Genomic DNA, 19,887 nt, shown 5'->3' on the forward strand with positions numbered 1-19,887 from the left:
GCCCCAACCGCCTCGCGGGGCGGGCGACGGAAGGTCAGCGGGCTGCCGGACGGATCAGCGCTGGTAGATACGCACCCAGTCGACCTCGAGGCTCAGCTCGTCGGGCGTCGTCTCGTCCGGTGCGTCGATCCAGTTGGCCTTCGGACCCTGGTCGAGCTGGATGGTCAGATGCATCGGCTCGGTCGGGATGATCTTCTTGTCGGTCGTCTCGAAACGCTTGACGCCGTCGACGTACCAGGTGATCCGGTCCGGCAGCCAGTCGAGGGCGAAGGTGTGCCACTTCGAGTAGTCGCCGGGGTGGCTGGAGCCGAAGACCTTGTCCCCGCCCTCGTCCCAGTGCACCACGACGTGCGCCCGATCGCGGTTCTCCGACGGGACCTCCATGATGTCCAGCTCGCCGTCGCGCGGCCATTGCTCGGAGTCCGGCCACAGCAGGATCGCCGACCCGAAGCCCCGCCCCTTGTCGGTGCGGGCCCGAAACTCCCAGCGGCCGTAGAGCTGGCCCGGGTGGTAGGCCATCCCGCCGGAGACATCGCCCCGGGCGGTGATCCGCAGCAGCCCGTCGGACTGGCTGATCGCCTCGGGGCGGCGCAGGCCGTTACCGAAACCGCCCGGGCTGTGGTACGGCGTCCAGGTCCCGGTGTCCAGCGATGGGCCGTTGAACTCGTCGCCGCCGACCCGCCGCCAGCCCGCGCCGGGACCGTCGCTCCCGCCGGCCTGCTCGGCGGCGGCCGCGCGGACCGGGACGGCGGAGACCGGCGGGCGGGCGGTGGTGGTGGGACGGGACGGGACGGGAGTAGTTGTCGGCGCCGCCGCGCTGGTCGTCGGGAGGGGTGGGAGAGTACTCGACGGATCCGCCAGCACCTCGCCGCCCGACTCGGGCGCCGCGGCCAGCACCGGCTCGGGCACAGTGCCGCACGCCGCAACCAGCAGGGCCAGCGCCGCGGCCGCAGCCGAACCGGCCAGGCGCCGACAAATGGCGGACACGGACATACCTCCTCGGCCCGGCCGCTGATCGGGAAGCGGGGGAGCTGATGGCGACCGGCCGCAGCCGACGGTACCCGGCGGCGCAATCACGCCCACGTTGCGGCCTCGCCCGTCGTCAGCCGGTCAGCCCCCGGCGGCGCCGTTCACGATGACGGATGCCGTCATTCCGGGAACGGCCTATCCGCCTACGACCGGACGGCCGGATCCCACCGCGGGACAGCTGGTCCGAACAGGGCAGCGATCACAATCCGGGCCGACCTTCGCGACGAACACCGCGCCCGACGTCTCCTCCGCACAGCGCCACACGACGTCCCGCCAGCGGGCCAGCTCCGCCGCCCCGAGCGGAGGCTGGGCGGGTTCCTTCGGCCGGCCCGCGGGCTTGCGGTCGGCGAGGTAGACGAGCCGTCCCCCGCCCGGCTCGACCCCCTCTCCTGTGTCGTCGATCAGCAGGCCGAACGCGCCGAGCGCGGCCGCGAGCTGGTAGACGGCCAGTTGCGGATGCTCGGCCACCTGGCGCGCGCTCGGTGCGCTCTTGCCCGTCTTGACGTCGACCACGACGGGCCGGCCCCGCGCGTCGACCTCGAGGCGGTCGACCCGGCCGCGCAGCCGCAGCCGCCGCGGCCCGGTGAGCACCCCGACCTCGACGCTGTCCGGGTCGGGGCCCTCCAGATCGAGCTGCACCGGCTGCTCGACGGCCACCAAACGCAACCCCTCCGCCCGGCTGGAGCGCACCCAGTCGTCGAAGGCGGCGAGCATGGCGCGCACCCGCGCGAGTTCTCGGCGCCCGAACCACGGCGCCCCCGCGTCCAGCCGCGACCAGGCCGAGCGGAGCGCCCACTCCAGCTCCGCGGCATCGGCGCCGGCCGCACGGGCCTGCACCAGGGCGTGCACCAGCGACCCGGTGATGGCCGCGAGCGCGCTGATCTCCGAGCCGCCGTGACGTTCGAAAACCCAGCGCAGCGGGCACGCGTCGATCTTCTCGATATCCGACGGCGACACCGGGACGATCTCCCCGGGCGCGCGCAGGGGCGCGTCGGTCGATGGCGCGGTGAGGCCGTACCAGTCGTCGGGATGTGCCCCGGGGACACCCGCGCCCGCCAGCCGGGCGAGCTGCGTGGCGGCCCGGCGGCGGCGTGCCGTGCGGGCCGGATCTCCGGTCTCGGGCTCGCACACCGCCCGGCGCAGCTCCCCGACCAGCTCGGCCAGCACCAGCGCGCGGCCGGGGCGATACACCGCGCGGCCCTCCTGCGGGCCCGCCGGCAGCGGGTCGAGCTCGTCGAGGAACCGGGACGGCTGCTCGTCCTCGCCCTGCACCGCGCTGACCAGCAACGTGTGCTTGGCGCGGGTGCACGCCACGTAGAACAGCCTGCGTTCCTCGGCCAGCAGCGGGGCCACCCGGGAGACGGCGCCGGTCGCAGGCTCGGCGACCCCGGCCATCAGGTCGACGAGCCGCTCGGAGCCCAGCAGGCTGCCGCGCAGCCGCAGATCGGGCCAGCTGCCCTCCTGCACCCCGGGAACCGCGACCACCTGCCATTCCCGGCCGCGGGCCGCGTGCGCGGTGAGCAGCGAAACGGCCTCCCCGCGGGGGGTCTGCGGGGCCAGCGTGTCGCCGGGGAGCTCCTGGTCGGCGAGGTACTCGGCGAACCCGGCGACGTTCGCCCCCGGCAGCCGGTCGGTATAGCGAGCGGCCGCGTCGAACAGTGCGAGCACGGCGTCGAGATCGCGGTCGGCGGCCGCGCCGACCGGGCCGCCGCGCGCGCTCGCCTCGGCCCACCGCTGCGCCAGCCCGGTCTGCTGCCAGACCCGCCAGAGCACCTCCTCGACGGTCTGCCCCGCGCGCGCCGCGGCCGCCGCGATGGCCAGCAGGGCACCGACCTTCCGCAGCGGCGCCGTCTCGCTGGGCGGCAGCGCGGCCAGCGGATCCGGATTCCCCGCCGCCGCCGAGCGCAGCGCCTCGACCAGCAACGCATCACTCCCGGCGCGCTCGGCATCCGATTCCGGCGCCGTGTCGTCGGCGTCGGGATGCTCCGCGGGCTCCTCGCGCCGGGCGTCGGGCGGCTGTCCGGCCGTGTGCAGCCGCAGCAGCCCGCGGCGCAACCGGCGCATTCGCATCGGATCGCCGGAACCGAGGGGCGAGGTGAGCAGCGCGGTGGCGGCATCGGCGTCGATCTGCTCGGGGCGGATGGCCCCGCGCAGCACCAGCAGCAGCGGCAGCACGGCGGGCTGGCGGGCCAGGGGCAGCTCGTCCGGCGGCGCGACGATCGGGACCCCGGCCGCGATCAGCGCTCGGCGCAGCGCCGGAAGGGCGCGCCGGGCCGATCGCGCCAGCACCGCCATCTCCGACCACGACACGCCGTCGTTCAGATGCGCGCGACGCAGCTGGTCGGCGATCCAGGCGGCCTCGCTCGCCGCCGAGGAGAACACCCGCACCCGCAGCGACTCCGGATCGGCCTGCGTCGCTCCCGGCGCCCCGACCCGGATCCGGCCCTCCCCGGTGCCGGGCAGCCTGCTCACCAGCCGCGCTCCGGCCGCCCGCAGCACGTCGGTGCCGCGGTGGTCGACGGTCAGCACCGCCTGATCGGCCTCGACGGCGCGCAGCCCGGTCGGGTCGGCGCCGCGGAAGGTGAGCACGGCCTGGTCCGGGTCGCCGGCCAGCAGCATGCTTTCGGCCGTCGCACCGATCGCCCGCACCAGCTCCAGCTGCTGCGGGTCGAGGTCCTGGGTGTCGTCGACGAAGAGGTGACGTACCCGGGCCCGCTCCGCGGCGAGCAGTTCCGGGTCCGAGGCGAGCGCGTCGAGCGCGGCGGCGACGAGCTCCGCGGAGTCCAGGGCCGGCGCGGTGGCCTGCGGCGCGCTGCGGCCCGCGGCGCCGCGCAGCAGGATCACCTGCTCGTAGGTGCGGAAGAACCGGCCGGCCGCGGTCCACTCCGGAACGTCGTGCCGCATCCCGAGCTCGGTCAGCTCCGCGGGACCGAGCCCGCGCTCGACGGCGCGCAGCAGCAGTTCGCGCAGCTCGGCGACGAAACCGGGAAGGCTCAACGCCGGACGCAGCCGCTCGGGCCAGCCGGAGCCGGGGACCTCCCCGGCGAGCTCGCCCGCCAGCAGGTCGCGCACCATGACGTCCTGCTCCGCGCCGGCCAGCAGCCGCGGCGGCGGATCGCCGTTGCGCGCCGCGTGCAGCCGCAGCACCCCGAAGGCGTACGAGTGTACGGTGCGCACCAACGTCTCGCGGGTGGTGCGCGGCCCTGCCGCGGAGTCACCGCCCGCGTGGTGGATCAGCTCGGTGAGCCGCTCGCGCAGCTCCCCGGCCGTGCGCCTGCTGCCGACGAGCAGCAGCATCCGCTCCGGGGCGACGCCGCCGCGGACCCGCCGGGCCAGCGCCGTGAGCAGCAGTGTCGTCTTACCCGTCCCGGGCCCGCCGACCACCCGCAACGGGCCGCGGCGATGATCGAGGACCCGGCGTGCCGCGGCGTCCCACTCCGGTTCCGGCGCCGGGGCCCGCACCCGGCGCACCAGCGCGGGCCCCGCCGGCAGGGCCGGGCCGGGCCGAGACGACCCGGATCGAGACGATGCGGAGCGAACCACAGGGAGGATGCAACCACGGGCCACCGACAACGTCGGCCGCGGGCCGCGGGCGGTGGGCGGTGGGCGGTGGGCGGTGGACGCCAGAATGGCAGCATCATGATGATGTCCGAGAGCGCCCGCCGGCTGCATGTCCACATGTTCGGCTCGCCCGGTGGGCTCCCCGTCCTTGCCCTGCACGGCGTGACCGGGCACGGCGCCCGCTGGCAGCCGCTGGCCGAGGCGGTGCCCGAGCTGCGCTGGATCGGTGTCGACCTGCGGGGGCACGGCCGCTCCCCGTGGAGCCCGCCGTGGAGCATCGAACAGCATGTCCAGGACGCGCTCGGGGTGCTCGACCGGCTCGAGATCGCCGACGTCGCGGTCGTCGGGCATTCCTTCGGCGGGGCCGTCGCGGTGCACCTCGCGCGCACGGCGCCGGATCGGGTCGAGCGCCTCGTCCTGCTCGACCCGGCGATCGGGCTCGACGCCGACGACATGCTGGAGACCGCCGAGGACACCCGTGCCGACGAGACCTTCCCGGACATCGACGCCGCGCGGGCCGATCGGACCGACCGCTGGAAGGGCGTCGCGCCGGAACTGGTGGAAGCGGAGGTCGTCGCGCATCTGGCGCATTTCGAGGACCGCTGGGAGTGGCGCTACTGCCGTTCGGCGGCGATCACCGCGTGGAGCGAGATGGCCCGCCCCGCGCTCACCCCGCCGCGCGGCACACCGACGCTGATCATGCCGGCGAGCCGCGCCGATTTCGTCGAACCCGCCTGGCTCGAACGCTGCCGTGCCGAACTGGGCAACGCGCTGACCGTCACCGAGATCGACAGCGGGCACATGCTCTTCCTGGAGCGCACCGCCGAGGTCGCGGCGGCCGTCCGGGAGTTCGTGGTGGGGTGATGGACGAGCAGACGGTGGAGGCGGTGCGTTCGGTGGTGGCCACGATCCCGGCGGGCGAGACGATGAGCTACGGCGAGGTCGCCGCCCGGGCCGGGATCTCCTCGGCGCGGCTGGTCGGCCGGATCCTGGCCGAGGACGGCGGCGACCTGCCATGGCACCGCGTCCTGCGCGCCGACGGGACGTGCGCGCCGCAGGTGGCGGTGGAGCAGGCCGCGCGGCTGCGCGCCGAGGGCGTGCTGCTGGTGGACGGGCGGTTGCCCCCGGAGCGCCGCCGCCGCTGAGACGCCGACCTCCTGAGGCGGTCGGCGCATGAGGGCTCGTCGTGCTCGCACGTTCCCGCGCGTTCCACGGGCGCGGCCCACACAGTTGACCGCGGGTCCCCGGGCGATGATCGAGACAGTTGCGGCAACCTTGACGTAGCCCTGAGCAAGCGCCGGAGAAGTCGTGGCGGGATTCAACGGCTAGCGGCCGCCACCGGGCTGGGCTCGCATCTCCCCGCGCCGGCGCGGCCGGCGGCCGATCGGTAACGCCGGGCGACGGCGGTGACGACGTCGGGGTGCGCGGCCAGCGGCGCCGCCACGACATCGGCGCCGCAGGCGGCGATCCGGTCGTGGAACGCGCCCGCCGCCAGCAGCCACGAGGCCACCGCGATCCGCCGCCGTCCCGCCGCGCGCAGCGCCGCGACCAGCGCGTCGATCCGCGGGAGCGTGGCGGCGGCGAACCCGACCGGCACCGGGCGGCCCACCGCCGCCGAGAGCATCCGCGCCGCCGCACCGACCTCCCGCAGCGCCGCCGCATCCGCGGACCCGGCGGCCGCGAGTACCACCGCGTCGCCGCGGCGCAGGCCCGCCGCCCGGAGCCGGGACCCGGCCGCCCTGACCAGCAGCGGGTCCGGCCCGAGCGTCGCGGTGAGCGGGAACCGGGCCGGGTCGGCGCCGGCGGCGGCGAGCTGGGCGGGCAGATCGGTCCGCACGTGATATCCCGACGCCAGGAACGCCGGGACGACGACCGCCCCGTCGAGCCCGGCGACGGCGTCGGCGATCGTGGGCCCGCGGACGGCGACGTAGCCGATCCGTGCCTGCACGCCCAGCGCCGCCGCGGCGGCGGCCGCGAGCTGCCGGACCTCGGCGGCGGCCGCGGCCGAGCGGCTACCGTGCGCCACCAGCAGCAGCGGCGGGCTCATCGCGGCTCACCGGCCGGGTCGACGGCGAGCCGGTAGCCCCGCTTGACCACGGTCTGCACCAGCGCGGGCCTGCCCAGCGCCGCCCGCAGCCGGGCCACCGCGGTCTCCACCGCATGCTCGTCGTCGCCGCCGCCGGGCAGCACCCGCAGCAGCTCGGCCCGCGGAACCACCCAGCCCGGTCGGCGGGCCAGCACCCGCAGCAGCGCCATCGGGGTGGGCGGCACCCGGTGCAACACCCCGTCGACCACGACGGCGTGCCCGCGCAGCTCCAGCCGGTGCCCGCCGGCCGCGAACCTACGGGCGCGCGCGGGCGCCGCGGCCTCCAGCGTGCGGACCATGGAGCCGAGCCGGCAGCGGTGTGGCTGCACGGTGGACACGCCGAGCGCCTCGAGCGGGGCCGCCGTGACCGGCCCGACGCAGAGCGCGAGCACCGGCCCGCGCAGCGCGTCGACCAGCTCGGTCCGCACCCCGCGTTCAGCGGCCCTGGCCAGCAGGCTGGCGGCCGCGGGGGCGCTGGTGAAGGTGACCACGTCCACGCCGCCGACCAGCACGGCGTCGGTCAGCCGGTCCATCGGAGCGATGTCGGCGGGCGGCGCCCACCGGTACACCGGCACCTCGACGACCTCCGCGCCGGCCCGCCGCAGCGCCGCCACCACCTCGGGCAGCGGCTCCCCGTGCAGCTGCACGGCGATGCACCGCCCGGCCACCCCGATGCCCAGCAGGTGGTCGAGCACCTCGGCCGTCGACTCCGACTCCGGCGACCACGCCTCGACCAGCCCGGAGGCGCGGATCGCGCCGCGCGCCTTCGGGCCGCGGGCCAGCAGCGTGCCGCGGCCGAGCGCGGCGCGCAGCCGCTCGCCCACACCCCATCCGTCGGCGGCCGCCATCCAGCCGCGAAACCCGATCCCGGTGGTGGCCACGGTGATGTCCGGGGGCCGCTCGGCGAGCGTCCGGGTGTTCGCGAGCAGCCGCTCGTCGTCGGGGAGCGCGACGATGCGGATCGCGGGCCCGTGCTGCACGACCGCGCCGCGGCGCTCCAGCATCGTGCCCAGCTCGTCGGCCCGGCGCGCGGCCGTGACCCCGACGGTGAAGCCGGCGAGCGGGGGGACGGTGGGCGCCGTCACGAGGCTGTGACCGGTATGCCGACCCGCACACCGACCTCGACGCGCCCGTCGCTGATCCGCACCGGGTACCAGGGCACCGCGGTGTCCGGGTCGTCCAGGCAACGGCCGTCCAGCAGGGAGAAGGCCTGCTTGTAGACCGGCGAGGCGACCATCGGCACCCCGCCGCGGTCCCCGACGATGCCGCGGGAGAGCACCGCGGCACCGGAGAACGGGTCGATGTTCCCGATCGCGTGCACGGTGCCGTCGTGAGTGTGGAACAGCGCGACCTGCCGGTCGCCGAGCAGCGCGGCCGCGCCCCGCTCGGGTTGCAGCCGCTCGAGCGGGCAGACCGGATGCCAGACCAGCGTGGGCCTCATCGGACCAGCTCCGGCATCCCGACCGGTACCGGCACCGGCTGACCGCGCTCGCTGACGAAGGACACCGTGGGATCCGGGGCGTCCGGCGCGTTGACGAACGAGACGAACCGCGCGAGCTTCTCCTCGTCGGCCAGCACCCCGGCCCATTCGTCGGAGTATCCGGCGACATGCGCGGCCATCGCGGCCTCCAGGTCGGCGCAGATGCCGAGGGAGTCCTCGACGATCACGGCGCGCAGGTGGTCGAGCCCGCCGTCGATGGCCTCGATCCAGGCGGCGGTGCGTTGCAGCCGATCCGCCGTGCGGACGTAGAACATGAGGAACCGGTCGATGATCCGCACCAGGGTCTCGGTGTCGACGTCGGTGACCAGCAGGTCGGCGTGCCGCGGGGTGAAGCCGCCGTTGCCGCCGACATAGAGGTTCCAGCCGTTCTCGGTGGCGATCACGCCGAAGTCCTTCGACCGGGCCTCAGCGCATTCGCGGGCACAGCCCGACACCCCAGACTTGATCTTGTGCGGGCTGCGTAGCCCGCGGTAGCGCAGCTCCAGCGCGATCGCGAGCCCCACCGAGTCCTGCACTCCGTAGCGGCACCAGGTCGTTCCGACGCAGGACTTCACGGTCCGCAGCGCCTTGCCGTACGCGTGCCCGGATTCGAACCCGGCGTCCACCAGCCGTTTCCAGATCGCGGGCAGCTGCTCGACGCGGGCGCCGAACAGGTCGATCCGCTGCCCGCCGGTGATCTTCGTATAGAGCCCGAAGTCGCGCGCCACCTCGCCGATCGCGATCAGCCCGGCCGGCGTGACCTCCCCGCCGGGGATCCGCGGGACGACGCTGTAGGTGCCGTTGCGCTGCAGGTTGGCCAGGAAGTGGTCGTTGGTGTCCTGCAGCGCGGCCTGTTCGCCGGCCAGCACGTGTCCGGTGCCGAGCGAGGCCAGGATCGAGGCCACGGCCGGTTTGCAGACATCGCAGCCGCGCCCGGTTCCGTGCCGCTCGACCAGCTCGGAGAAGGTCCGGATCCCGGCCCCGGCGATGATCTCGAACAGCTCGGCGCGGGAGTGCGCGAAGTGCTCGCACAGGGCCTTCGAGACCTCGACGCCGGACTGCGTCAGCAGCGTCTTGAGCATCGGCACGCACGATCCGCAGCTGGTCCCCGCCCGGGTGCACGCCTTGATCGCCGGTACGTCGTGGGCACCCGCGGCGATGGCGGTCCGGATCGCGCCCTTGGTCACCGCGTTGCAGGAGCAGATCTGGGCGGCGTCGGGCAGCGCATCCGCCCCGAGCTCCACCCCGCCCGGCGCGATCATCGCGACCGGATCGGCGGGCAGCGGCGAGCCGACCAGCGGGCGCAGCGCCGCGTACTTCGACGCGTCGCCGACGAAGATGCCGCCGAGCAGGGTGGGCGCGCCGGTGCCGGGCCGGGAGACGACCAGCTTGGCGTAGCTGCCCGCGACCGGATCGTCGACGACGACCTCCAGCGCGCCCTCGGTGCTCGCGTGCGCGTCGCCGAAGCTCGCCACGTCGACGCCGAGCAGCTTGAGCCGGGTGGACATATCCAGCTCCGCGGCCGCCATCGTCGCCGCGCCGCCCAGCAGCCGGTCGGTGACGACCTCGGCCATCGCGTACCCCGGCGCGACCAGACCGTAGGTGCGACCCTCCAGCGCCGCGCATTCGCCCACCGCCCAGACGTTCTCGTCGGCGGTTCGGCACCGCTGGTCGACCAGCACGCCGCCGCGCTCCCCGACCGGTAGCCCGGACGCCCTGGCGAGCGCGTCGGCGGCGCGGATACCTGCGGAGAACACGACGAGGTCGGCGTCGAGCTCGACGCCGTCGGAGAGCCGGGCGAGCAGCCGGTCCCCGTCGCGTTCGATCCCGGCGACCGAGACCCCGCAGCGGACCGCGAGGCCCTGGGCCTCGACGAGGGTGCGCAGCAGTACCCCGCCGCCCTCGTCGACCTGGACCGGCAGCAGGCGCGGCGCGATCTCCACGACCTGTGGGGAGAGCCCGAGCAGCCGCATCGCGCGGGCCGCCTCCAGGCCGAGCAGCCCACCGCCGACGACCACGGCGGAGCGTCGGCCGGGCCCGGGTCGCGCGATCGTCGCCGCGGCCGCCGCCTTGATCGCGTCCAGGTCGTCGAGGGTGCGGTAGACGAAGCAGCCCGGCAGGTCCCTGCCGGGCACGGGCGGGACGAACGGCGTCGAGCCGGTGGCGAGCACGAGCGCGTCGTAGCGCAGCGTCGACCCGGACGCGGTGGTCACCCGCCGGATGTCCCGGTCGAGCGCGACCACCGGGTCGCCGAGCCGCACCTGCACCAGCTCGTCGTCGTGGCCGCCGAGGGCCAGCTCCTCGGCCGTCTTGCCATCCACATAGGAGGAAAGCGCGACCCGGTCGTAGGCGGGGTGGGCCTCCTCGCCCAGCACCGTGATCCGCCAGTCGCCCGTGGTGTCCCGGGCCCGCAGGCTCTCGACCAGCCGGTGCCCCACCATCCCGTGGCCCACCACCACCAGATGACGTGTCATGCCGCTCCTTCCTCCTCATGTCCGCCGGGGACTCCGACCAGCGCTGCGGGCGGATCCGGATCGGCCCCGGCGAGCCAGTCGCAGATTCCGGCGACGGTGTCGACGCAGCTCCCGCAGCCGGTACCCGCGCGGGTGGCGCGGCGCAGCGCCGCGGCGTCGGTCGCACCGGCCCGCCAGGCGCTGACCAGCGCGCCCTTGGTCACCGTGTTGCACCGGCACACCACCGCCGCCGCGGGCAGCCGCCCTGGGTCCGACGTCGGCGCGGCCTCGCCGGGCAGCGCGCGGCCGAACAGCAACGCGAGGCGGTCGGCGGGCGCGGGCTGCCCGCTGTCGTGCAGCTGGATCAACGTCGCCGCCGCATCCGGAAATCCGATCACGATGCCGCCGACGACGAGGTCGTCGCGCAGCGCCAGCGAGGCGTAGCGACCGCGCCGCGCGTCGGTGAACCGCAGCAGTTCGGTCTCGGGATCGGTGGCGTCCTCGCCGGCGAGCCCGTCGCCCACCACGGCGAGGTCGACGTCGCGGGCCTTGAGCCGGGTCACCGCCCGGGTGCCGCGGTAGCGCGCGGCCGGGTCATGATCGGTGAGCAGATCGGCCAGCACCGCCGCCTGCTCCCAGCCCGGCTGCACCAGCCCCGCCGGGGCGGCGGCGTGCTGGGCGCAGTCGCCGACCGCGTACACCCGCGGCGCCGAGGTGGCCAGCCGGTCGTCGACCAGGACCCCGCGGTCCACGTCGATCCCGGCGTCGGCGGCCAGCCCGGTCTCGGCGTACACTCCGGCCGCCACGATGACGCCGTCGACGTCGAGCATCGCACCGTCGTCGCAGGTGAGCCCGGTTCCCGGCGCCCACGCGGTGGCCCCGGCACCCATCCGCAGCGCGATGCCGAGCTTGCCGACGACGGCGGCGAGCACCGCCCCGGCCCCGGCGTCGAGCTGGCGCTCCATGAGATGTTCGCAGGGGTGCACGAGGGTGACCTCGACGCCGCGCCCGGCGAGCCCGCGCGCGGCCTCCAGCCCCAGCAGCCCGCCGCCCACCACCGCGAGCCGGGCGCCGGGCCGAGCCATGTCGAGGATGCGTGCGCAGTCGTCGAGGTCGCGGAACACCGCGACCCCGGGACCGGGCCGCCGCGAGTCAGGGTATCTCCGAGCGCGAGTCGGGGTAGTTCCGGGCGCGAGCCGCGGTGGATCGGCCAGCCCCACCACCGGCGGCAGCCAGGCCCGGCTGCCGGTGGCCAGTACGAGGTCGTCGTAGGGCACCGCGGTGCCGTCGGCGGCGTGCACGACGCGGCGCCGCCGGTCGATCCGGATGACGGCGACGCCGGTGCGCACGTCGACGCGGTGTTCGGCGGCCCAGCCGACGTCGTGCATCTGCACGGCCTGCGGGGTGAGGCCCCCGGCGAGCACGGTCGACAGCAGGACCCGGTTGTACGCCGGGCGGTCCTCCATGCCGAGCACCGTGAGCGCGACCCGGGTTCCGTCGGGATCGCGCCGGCGGACCTCTTCGGCGAACCGGGCCCCGACCATCCCGTACCCGACGACCACGACCCGCCGCCTCATCGCAGGTACTCCGCCCCCGTGAGTGCGTAACAGTGTTCTAACACTGTTACGCACTCACGGGTGGGGATGAGCTGGACCGCGGCGACCTTGAACTCGGGCATCCGGCTGAGCGGGTCGAGCGCCGGGTTGGTGACCCGGTTGGCCGTCTGCTCGCCGCCGAAGTGGAACGGCAGGAACACGGTGTCGATGCGCAGGCTCGGCACGCAGCGCACCCGCGCGAGGACGGACCCGCGCCGCGACACCACCCGCGCCCATTCGCCGTCGGCGAGCCCGGCGCGCGCGGCCGTATCGGGATGCACCTCGACGAACGACTCGGGCACGATCGCGGCCAGCTCGTCGATCCTGCGGGTCTGCACCCCCGACTGGTAGTGCACGAGCACCCGGCCGGTCGTCGCGCGCAGCGGGAACTCGGCGTCGGGTGGCTCGGCGGCGGCGGGGGGATCGACCGGGACGAGCCGCGCCCGGCCGTCCGAATGCGCGAAGCGCGACAGGAACATCCGCGGGGTGCCGGGATGGTCGGGGCCGGGGCACGGCCAGTGCAGCGCCTCCCCGGCGTCGAGCCGGGCGTAGCTGATCCCGGCGTAGTCGGCCGGACCACCCGCCGACGCCGCGCGCAGCTCGTCGAAGACCCGCTCCGGTTCGGCCGGGAAGCCGCTCGCGCCGAGCCGCCGCGCTAGGCCCGAGATCACCTCGAGATCGGTGCGCACCCCCGGCGGCGGATCCAGAGCCCGGCGTCGGCGCAGCACCCTGCCCTCCAGGTTGGTCAGGGTGCCCTCCTCCTCCGCCCACTGCGCGACCGGCAGGACGACATCGGCGGCCAACGCGGTCTCGCCGGGCAGGAAGTCGGCGACGACCAGCAGCTCGAGCGCGGCCAGCCGCTGCGCCACGGCCGTCGCATCGGGCGCGGAGACCAGCGGGTTCGAGCCGAACACCAGCAACGCCCGCGGTCCGCCGGGACGGCCGAGGGCGTCGAGCAGCTCCGTAGCGCTGCGTCCGGGCCCCGGCAGTGCCGCCGCGTCGACGCCCCACACCGAGGCGATGTGCGCCCGGGACGCGGGGTCGTCGATGCGCCGGTAGCCGGGCAGCTGATCGGCCTTCTGCCCGTGCTCGCGACCGCCCTGGCCGTTTCCCTGGCCGGTGATCGTCCCGAACCCGGAGCCGGGACGGCCGGGCAGCCCCAGCGCGAGCGAGAGGTTGATCCACGCCGTCACCGTGTCGACGCCGTGTGCGTGCTGCTCGGCGCCGCGGGCGGTGAGCACGTAGCGCCGCTGCGCTCCCGCGAGCAGGCCGACCGCCGCACGCATATCGGCCGCGGCCACCCCGCACACCCGCTCGGCCCGCTCCGGCCACCACCGCGCCGCGACCCGCCACGTCTCCTCCAGCCCGCTGGTGCGCGCGGTGAGGTAGTCGGTGTCGAGGCGTCCGTCGGCGACGGCGGCGTGCAACATCCCCAGCGCCAGCACCAGATCGGTGCCGGGCACCGGCTGCAGGTGCAGGCCGCCGCTCGCGATCGCCCGCTCGGCGGTCGGTGTGCGCCGCGGGTCGACCACCACCAGCTGGGCCCCGCCGAGGTGCCCGAGCAGAGGCGGCATCGTCTCCGCGACGTTCGCCCCGGCGAGCAGGACGACCTCGGCGTCGTCGAGATCGGTGACCGGGAACGACAGCCCGCGATCGATCCCGAACGCCCGGTTGCCGGCCACCGCGGCCGAGGACATGCAGAACCGTCCGTTGTAGTCGATCTGCGAGGTACCGAGGGCGACCCTGGCGAACTTGCCGAGCAGATAGGATTTCTCGTTCGTCAGCCCGCCCCCCCCGAACACGGCCACGGAGTCCGGGCCGTGCGTGGCACGGAGCCGGACCAGCTGCTGCGCGACGTGGCCGAGGGCGGCGTCCCAGCTCACCGGGCCCAGCGGGGCGGCGCGGGCGGGGCGCAGCAGTGGGGTGGTGAGCCGCTCCGGATGGCCCAGCAGCGACCCGGCCGTCCACCCCTTCTGGCACAGCCCGCCGCGGTTGGTCGGGAACTGCCGCGGCGTCACCTCACCGCTCGGGGCCACCGCCGTACCGCACTGCAGTGCGCAGTACGGGCAGTGCGTGGGCGTTGTCATGGCAGGCATCCTCGATCGCTCCGATGTCGTTCGTGGTTCGGCGGCGTTTCCGGGATGTGTCCCAGTGCGGGTCCTCGTCACACCCGGGCGAGAGCGACCTGCTGGTGTCCGGTGTGGACAATGACGGGCCCCCGCAGGTAGACGGCGACGGTCACCACCGTGCAGGCCAGGTAGAACGCCAGGAAGGTCCAGAACGCCGGCGCTCCGGAGTTCGTGGCCGAGAAGGACTGCCGGAACGCGAGGTTGATCAGCAGCCCGCCGAGCGCACCGACCGCCGAGATCAGGCCGATCGCCGCGCCGGAGATCCGCCGCGCCCGCAGCAGCGTGACCCGTTCGGGGGCACCACCGGCGATCCGTTCGAGCGCCTGCCTACGGAAGATCGCCGGGATCATCTTGTAGGTCGAGCCGTTGCCCACGCCGGAGAGCACGAACAGGCCGATGAACCCGGTGGTGAACAGCGCCAGCGAGTTCGCGGCGGAGGCGAGGATGCACAGCAGCGTGCTTGCCGCCATCGCCAGGAACGTCCAGGTGGTCACGCGTGCGCCGCCGGCCCGGTCGGCCATCCTGCCGCCGAGCGGACGCGCCAGCGAGCCGAGCAGCGGGCCGATGAACGTGACGGCCGCGGCCTGCAGCGGCGTGCGCCCGAACTGCGCCTGCAGCACAAGGCCGAACGCGAAACTGTAGCCGATGAACGAACCGAACGTGCCGATGTAGAGCAACGACATGATCGACGTGTGCTTGTCGGTCACGGCGAGCGCGAACGCCCCGGTGTCGTTACGCACGCTGGTGAGGTTGTCCATGAACAACGCCGCGCACACCGAGCAGACGACGATCAGCGGGATGTACACCGCGAGCAGCAGCGTCGGATGGGCGGCCCCGGCCACCGCGATCGCCAGGAGCGCGACGAGCTGGATCACCGCCACGCCGAGGTTGCCACCGCCCGCGTTGAGCCCCAGCGCCCCGCCCTTGCGGGCCTCGGGGAAGAACGTGTTGATGTTGGTCATCGACGAGGCGAAGTTGCCGCCGCCGAAGCCGCCCAGCGCCGCCATCACCACGAACGTGGCGTACGGCGTGCCGGGCCGCAGCACGAAGGCCGCGGCCACCGTCGGCACCAGCAGGAGCAGCCCGCTGATCACCGTCCAGTTGCGACCGCCGAAGCGGGCCACCGCGAACGTATACGGCACCCGCAGCAGGGCGCCGACCAGCGTCGCCGTCGCGCCGAGAAAGAACTTGCCCGCCGCGTCCACACCGTACTCGGGGCCCATGAACAGGACGAACACCGACCACAGCGTCCACACCGAGAACCCGACATGCTCGACGAAGATCGACGCCCAGAGGTTGCGGTTGGCGACCGACCGGCCGGTCCGCTGCCAGAATCCGGGGTCCTCGGGGTCCCAGTGCTCGATCCATCGGCCGGCAAGCAATCCCCGCCTGCCCGTGCCCTGCGCTCCGACATCCGTTCCGGTCAACTGGGCCTCCCCCGCTCATCGGTCTGTCGAAGACCGACGGTAGGAACGGCGAGTTACCTGCTCATGGCCGTGCGTGACGGGGAGGAAAATCGGTTCTCAACGTGGGTCCGGCCGGGCTGTGCGGGCATGGCAATACCGACCGGGCGCCCCGGGGCCGTCAGAGCCTGGCGCTGACCAGCCCGGCGGCGCGTTCGAGCCCCGCCAGCGTCCGCGCGTCTGCCTCGGGGTGCTGGGCGTGCAGCGCGAGCCGGTAGAGCACCGCGCGCAGCAGCGCCTGGGGCCATTCGTCGAGGTGCGCCCAGCGGTCCAGGATGGCCTCGTCGGCACCGCCCCAGGCCAGCGCATCGATGACGATCACCGCGGCGGCCCATTCGGCGGGCCGCCAGAACGGAACGAGGTCGAGCACCGCGGGGCTGCGGTTCTCGTCGAAGAGGACGGCGCCGAACAACTCGCCGTGCACCACCTGCGACGCCAACCGGATCGGCCGCCGGTGCGCGGCGAGCTCGGTGAACAGGTCGCCGCCGGTGCGCGGGTCGAGGGTGAGCCGTCGCTCGCCGAACGCCGCCGACGCCGAGTGGGACAGCACGTCGTCGCGGTCGTCGAGCAGCCGCGGGCGCTGCACGGTGGCCGTCGCCTCGTGCAGTCGCATCGCCGCCGCGACGGCGTCGTCGGGCCATGGCTCGGCCGCGCCCGGCAGGAAGCGGCAGGCGGCCCAGCCCGACACGACCCAGCGACCGTCGGAGGAGCGCAGTGGCCGGGCCAGCCGAACGCCCTCGACCTCAAGGTTCTCCAGGACACCCGCCGACCAGGCGGCCATGGCGTTGTCGAACACCGGGCGGATCAGCGCGTCCCCACACTGCCAGGCCCGCATGCCCGCCCACACGATCAGGCGGGGCTGGTCATCAGCCACCCCGAAGGCGGTCCGGACGTGCTGCGGCAAGATGTCGCCCAGACCGGACGAGCCGGCGGCGCTTGTGCGAGCAGCGGTCACGGTTCCGCACGGTACCTGCGGTGGCGCCGGTGGCACGGCTGCCACGCGGAACAGTGTCGGTTATCAGCCCACCGGGCCGCCCAGCATCGTCTGCTGGTACGCCGTGGCCCACTGCTGAGCGGCGCTGGCGTCCGCGGCGCTGTTCCCGCTGTCTCGCACCGGCCCCGACCCGTCCGTCCCCTCCGGTGCCGGGTACCGGGACGCCACCTCCCGGTCGGCCTGCTGCAGCGCGGCGTCGGTGTAGGGGCTGGCGAAGCCCGCGGTCATGGTGCGAATCGCCGGGCCGGCCACGGCGCTCGGGGGCTGCCCGGGCGGGCCGGACACCTGTGGGGCCGGGGCCGCGGCGAGGCTGGGTTCGGGCGGCCGCACCGGCGCATCGGTCGGGGCGCCGGGGGCCTCCGCCGGACGCGGTGCGGCCTGCGGCGGGACGCCACCGGACCCGTTCCCGGACCGGCGCGGCCCGGCCGCGACGTCGTCGGTGGTCTCGACGACCCGCTGCACCGGCCTCTCGACGGCGGCAGGCCCGGCCGCGGCGGGCTCGGCGGCGCGCGCGGCGCCTCCGGCGGGGGCGCTCACGGCCTCGTTGGCCCCGGCGGCCACGTCGCGGACCGCGCCGGTGACCGTCTCGACCGGACCGCCGCCGTTCCCGGACCCGCGGTCGTCGGGGTTGGCGCGCCGTTCGGCGGTCTCGTCGCCCGGACCGCGCGGGTCGGGCGGGCCGCTGGTGGCGACGTGGGCGCCCGGTCTGTCGTCCTCCTTGTCGCGCCCGCTCACCACCTCGGGACGCCGCAGGCTCGACCGCTCGTCGGGGGCACCGTCATCGCCCCGCGGGTTCTGCGCCAGCGCGAGCACCTCGTTGCTGACGTCCGTGGTGCGGCTGCTGTCGTCGGGCAGAGCGGTGCGGCTGGCGTTCCGGACACCGTCGGACAGGCTGCGCAGCTCCTCGCGCTTGGCGTCGCGCCGTCGTTCCAGCACCTCGCGCTGCTGGTCGAGGGCGGCGATGACGGCCGCCTGTTCGGGGGTGCGCAGCGCCTCCGGCGGGACGTCGCGCAGCGCCTTTTCCACGATGGCGAGCTGTTCCTCGGCCCGGCGCAGCTCGTCGGTGGCCCTTCCGAGTGAACGGTAGGCGGCCAGCTGCGACTGCAGAGTCGTCTTCTGCCGCTCGAGCAGGGCCTTCCGCTCCTGCAGCATGCGCACCGGTAGCGGGGCACCGACGCGTTGCGCGGCCGGGACCCGGTTCCAGACCTCCTCGGTCTGCGCGATCACGTCGAGCTGCCGGTCGACCGAGGTCAGGGCCACCTGAGCACGCGCGGCCCAGTCCTGCGGCGAGGAGTAGCCGGGCGACGCCTGCGCTGCGACGCCGGGCGACGCCGGGCGCACCGGCTCCGACGCGGTGATGACATACCCGCCGACGATCAACCCGGCCGCGCCGAGCGCGGCCACCGCCCGACTGCGGCGCGGCGATCCGTTCCCGCGGACGGTGCGCTCCGGTACGGGGCGGTGCGGCGACCGGTCGGTGCGCTGCCGCGGCTCGGCGGCCGGGCGGCGCGCCGGCTCGCCGGCGGGACGCAGCCATGGCAGCGCCTCGGCGAGCCGGGCGTCATCACCGGACTGCGCGGCCGCCCGCCGGACCCTTCGGGCCTCGACCCGGTGCGCCGCGGTGCAGTACCGCCGCTCGGGACGACCCGGGATGATCTCGATCGTCGCGCCGCACCCGGGCAGGGCGCACCGCTTAGAGCTCTCCCCAACCGCGACACCCATCGACGCCCACAGCCCCCCGCAGCACCGGCGACAGACCACCGTGGCTGCGGCTCGCAACCCTGCGCCGCGGCGTCCCAGGATCCGTCTTGATCTTCGGAGCGAGACATTACTGGGCCGTATGGACGCTTGTCACTGCTCCGACCGGATCGCAAAGACCGGACAGGTGTCACGGTCCGTGCAGTACCGGGCCGCGACGCTCAGTACGTCGGCAGCGAGGGGTCGACCTGCTTCACCCAGGCGAGGACCCCGCCACCCACGTGCACGGCGTCGGCGAAACCGGCCCTGTGCAGCGCTGCGAGTGCCTCGGCGGACCGGCCGCCGGACTTGCAGTGCAGCACGACCGGCTTGTCCTGGGGGAGCTCGGAGAGCGCCTCCCCGGAAAGGATCCGGTCCTTCGGGATGAGAACCGCACCGGGGATGCTGACGATCTCGTACTCGTGCGGCTCGCGGACGTCGATCAACGCGAAGTCCTTGCCCGCGTCGATCATCTCCTTGAGCTCGGCGGCGGTGATCGTGTGGCCTGCGGCGGCCGCCTGCGCGTCCTCGGACACGACGCCGCAGAACGCGTCGTAGTCGATCAGCTCGGTGATCGGCGCGGTCTGCGGGTCCTTACGGATCTTGATCGTCCGCCAGGTGCTCTCCAGGGCGTCGTAGGCGACCAGCCTGCCCAGCAGCGGCTCACCGATCCCGGTGATCAGCTTGATCGCCTCGTTGACCATGGTCGAACCGATGGACGCGCAGAGCACACCCAGCACACCGCCCTCGGCGCAGGAGGGCACCATCCCGGGCGGCGGCGGCTCGGGGTAGAGGTCGCGGTAGTTGAGCCCCTTCCCGTTCGGTGCGTTGTCCCAGAACACCGAGACCTGGCCCTCGAACCGGAAGATCGAGCCCCAGACGTACGGCTTGCCCAGCAGCACGGCCGCATCGTTCACCAGGTAGCGGGTGGCGAAGTTGTCGGTGCCGTCCAGGATGAGGTCGTAGTCGGCGAAGATGTCCAGCACGTTCTCCGAGGTCAGCCGCACCTGATACAGCCGGACCTCGGTCAGCGGGTTGATCTCGGAGATCGAGTCGCGGGCGGACTCGGCCTTCGACCGGCCGATATCGGACTGGCCGTGGATGACCTGACGTTGCAGGTTCGACTCGTCGACGACGTCGAACTCGACGATGCCGAGCGTGCCGACACCCGCCGCGGCCAGGTACAGCAGCGCCGGTGAGCCCAGCCCACCCGCGCCGATGACCAGAACCTTGGCGTTCTTCAGCCGCCGCTGGCCCACCATCCCGACATCGGGGATGATCAGGTGACGGCTGTAGCGCACCACCTCGTCCTTGGTCAGTTCGGCGGCCGGCTCCACGAGCGGCGGTAGCGCCATATCGA

14 protein-coding genes are annotated in these 19,887 nt (G+C 74.6%); 2 read left to right on the forward strand and 12 right to left on the reverse strand.

Annotated elements, in window-relative coordinates:
* Positions 1-54 precede the first annotated feature (54 nt).
* Both G567_RS31895 and G567_RS0107850 read right to left on the reverse strand, forming a co-directional pair.
* A complete protein-coding gene (locus tag G567_RS31895; protein WP_147200932.1) occupies positions 55-987 on the reverse strand; it encodes a glycoside hydrolase family 16 protein in 933 nt (310 codons plus the stop codon).
* A 177-nt stretch (positions 988-1,164) separates the two neighbouring features.
* A complete protein-coding gene (locus tag G567_RS0107850; protein WP_245585580.1) occupies positions 1,165-4,491 on the reverse strand; it encodes an ATP-dependent helicase in 3,327 nt (1,108 codons plus the stop codon).
* 183 nt (positions 4,492-4,674) lie between these two features.
* Here G567_RS0107850 and G567_RS0107855 point away from each other — a divergent pair, with 183 nt between their 5' ends.
* Complete coding sequence (locus tag G567_RS0107855) at positions 4,675-5,454, forward strand: alpha/beta fold hydrolase (protein ID WP_051232605.1); 780 nt, start codon at positions 4,675-4,677, stop codon at positions 5,452-5,454.
* The gene (locus G567_RS0107860; RefSeq protein WP_028929556.1) at positions 5,454-5,735 is read left to right on the forward strand and encodes an MGMT family protein; all 282 of its coding nucleotides are present in this window, start codon (positions 5,454-5,456) and stop codon (positions 5,733-5,735) included. The genes G567_RS0107855 and G567_RS0107860 overlap by 1 nt, the downstream gene beginning before the upstream one ends.
* A 173-nt stretch (positions 5,736-5,908) precedes the next feature.
* Here G567_RS0107860 and G567_RS27435 read toward each other — a convergent pair whose 3' ends face one another.
* The 10 genes from G567_RS27435 to moeZ all read right to left on the reverse strand — a co-directional run bounded on the left by G567_RS27435 (position 5,909) and on the right by moeZ (position 19,882).
* Complete coding sequence (locus G567_RS27435) at positions 5,909-6,637, reverse strand: sirohydrochlorin chelatase (RefSeq protein ID WP_051232546.1); 729 nt, start codon at positions 6,635-6,637, stop codon at positions 5,909-5,911.
* Positions 6,634-7,761: a uroporphyrinogen-III synthase gene (locus tag G567_RS0107870; RefSeq protein ID WP_028929557.1), complete on the reverse strand. Its 1,128-nt coding sequence runs from the start codon at positions 7,759-7,761 to the stop codon at positions 6,634-6,636. Before G567_RS0107870 ends, G567_RS27435 begins: the two co-directional genes overlap by 4 nt.
* On the reverse strand, positions 7,758-8,117 hold the full coding sequence (gene nirD / locus G567_RS0107875) for a nitrite reductase small subunit NirD (protein WP_028929558.1): 360 nt from the start codon (positions 8,115-8,117) through the stop codon (positions 7,758-7,760). Before nirD ends, G567_RS0107870 begins: the two co-directional genes overlap by 4 nt.
* On the reverse strand, positions 8,114-10,630 hold the full coding sequence (gene nirB / locus G567_RS0107880; protein WP_028929559.1) for a nitrite reductase large subunit NirB: 2,517 nt from the start codon (positions 10,628-10,630) through the stop codon (positions 8,114-8,116). Before nirB ends, nirD begins: the two co-directional genes overlap by 4 nt.
* On the reverse strand, positions 10,627-12,186 hold the full coding sequence (locus G567_RS27440; protein WP_051232549.1) for an FAD-dependent oxidoreductase: 1,560 nt from the start codon (positions 12,184-12,186) through the stop codon (positions 10,627-10,629). The genes nirB and G567_RS27440 overlap by 4 nt, the downstream gene beginning before the upstream one ends.
* A complete protein-coding gene (locus G567_RS27445; protein WP_084795961.1) occupies positions 12,183-14,291 on the reverse strand; it encodes a molybdopterin oxidoreductase family protein in 2,109 nt (702 codons plus the stop codon). The genes G567_RS27440 and G567_RS27445 overlap by 4 nt, the downstream gene beginning before the upstream one ends.
* A 77-nt stretch (positions 14,292-14,368) precedes the next feature.
* Positions 14,369-15,760, reverse strand: coding sequence for a nitrate/nitrite transporter (locus tag G567_RS0107895; RefSeq protein WP_051232555.1), 1,392 nt, complete (start codon positions 15,758-15,760; stop codon positions 14,369-14,371).
* Between the two features lie 157 nt (positions 15,761-15,917).
* Positions 15,918-16,751 (reverse strand): TIGR02569 family protein, encoded by an 834-nt coding sequence (locus G567_RS0107900; RefSeq protein WP_084795962.1) that lies wholly within the window; start codon positions 16,749-16,751, stop codon positions 15,918-15,920.
* Positions 16,752-16,814: 63 nt separating this feature from the next.
* Positions 16,815-18,512: a hypothetical protein gene (locus tag G567_RS0107905; protein ID WP_028929562.1), complete on the reverse strand. Its 1,698-nt coding sequence runs from the start codon at positions 18,510-18,512 to the stop codon at positions 16,815-16,817.
* Between the two features lie 197 nt (positions 18,513-18,709).
* Positions 18,710-19,882: an adenylyltransferase/sulfurtransferase MoeZ gene (gene moeZ / locus G567_RS0107910; RefSeq protein ID WP_028929563.1), complete on the reverse strand. Its 1,173-nt coding sequence runs from the start codon at positions 19,880-19,882 to the stop codon at positions 18,710-18,712.
* Positions 19,883-19,887: the final 5 nt, after the last annotated feature.

This window comes from Pseudonocardia asaccharolytica DSM 44247 = NBRC 16224 (genome assembly GCF_000423625.1).
In the GTDB taxonomy this organism is placed as follows: domain Bacteria; phylum Actinomycetota; class Actinomycetes; order Mycobacteriales; family Pseudonocardiaceae; genus Pseudonocardia; species Pseudonocardia asaccharolytica.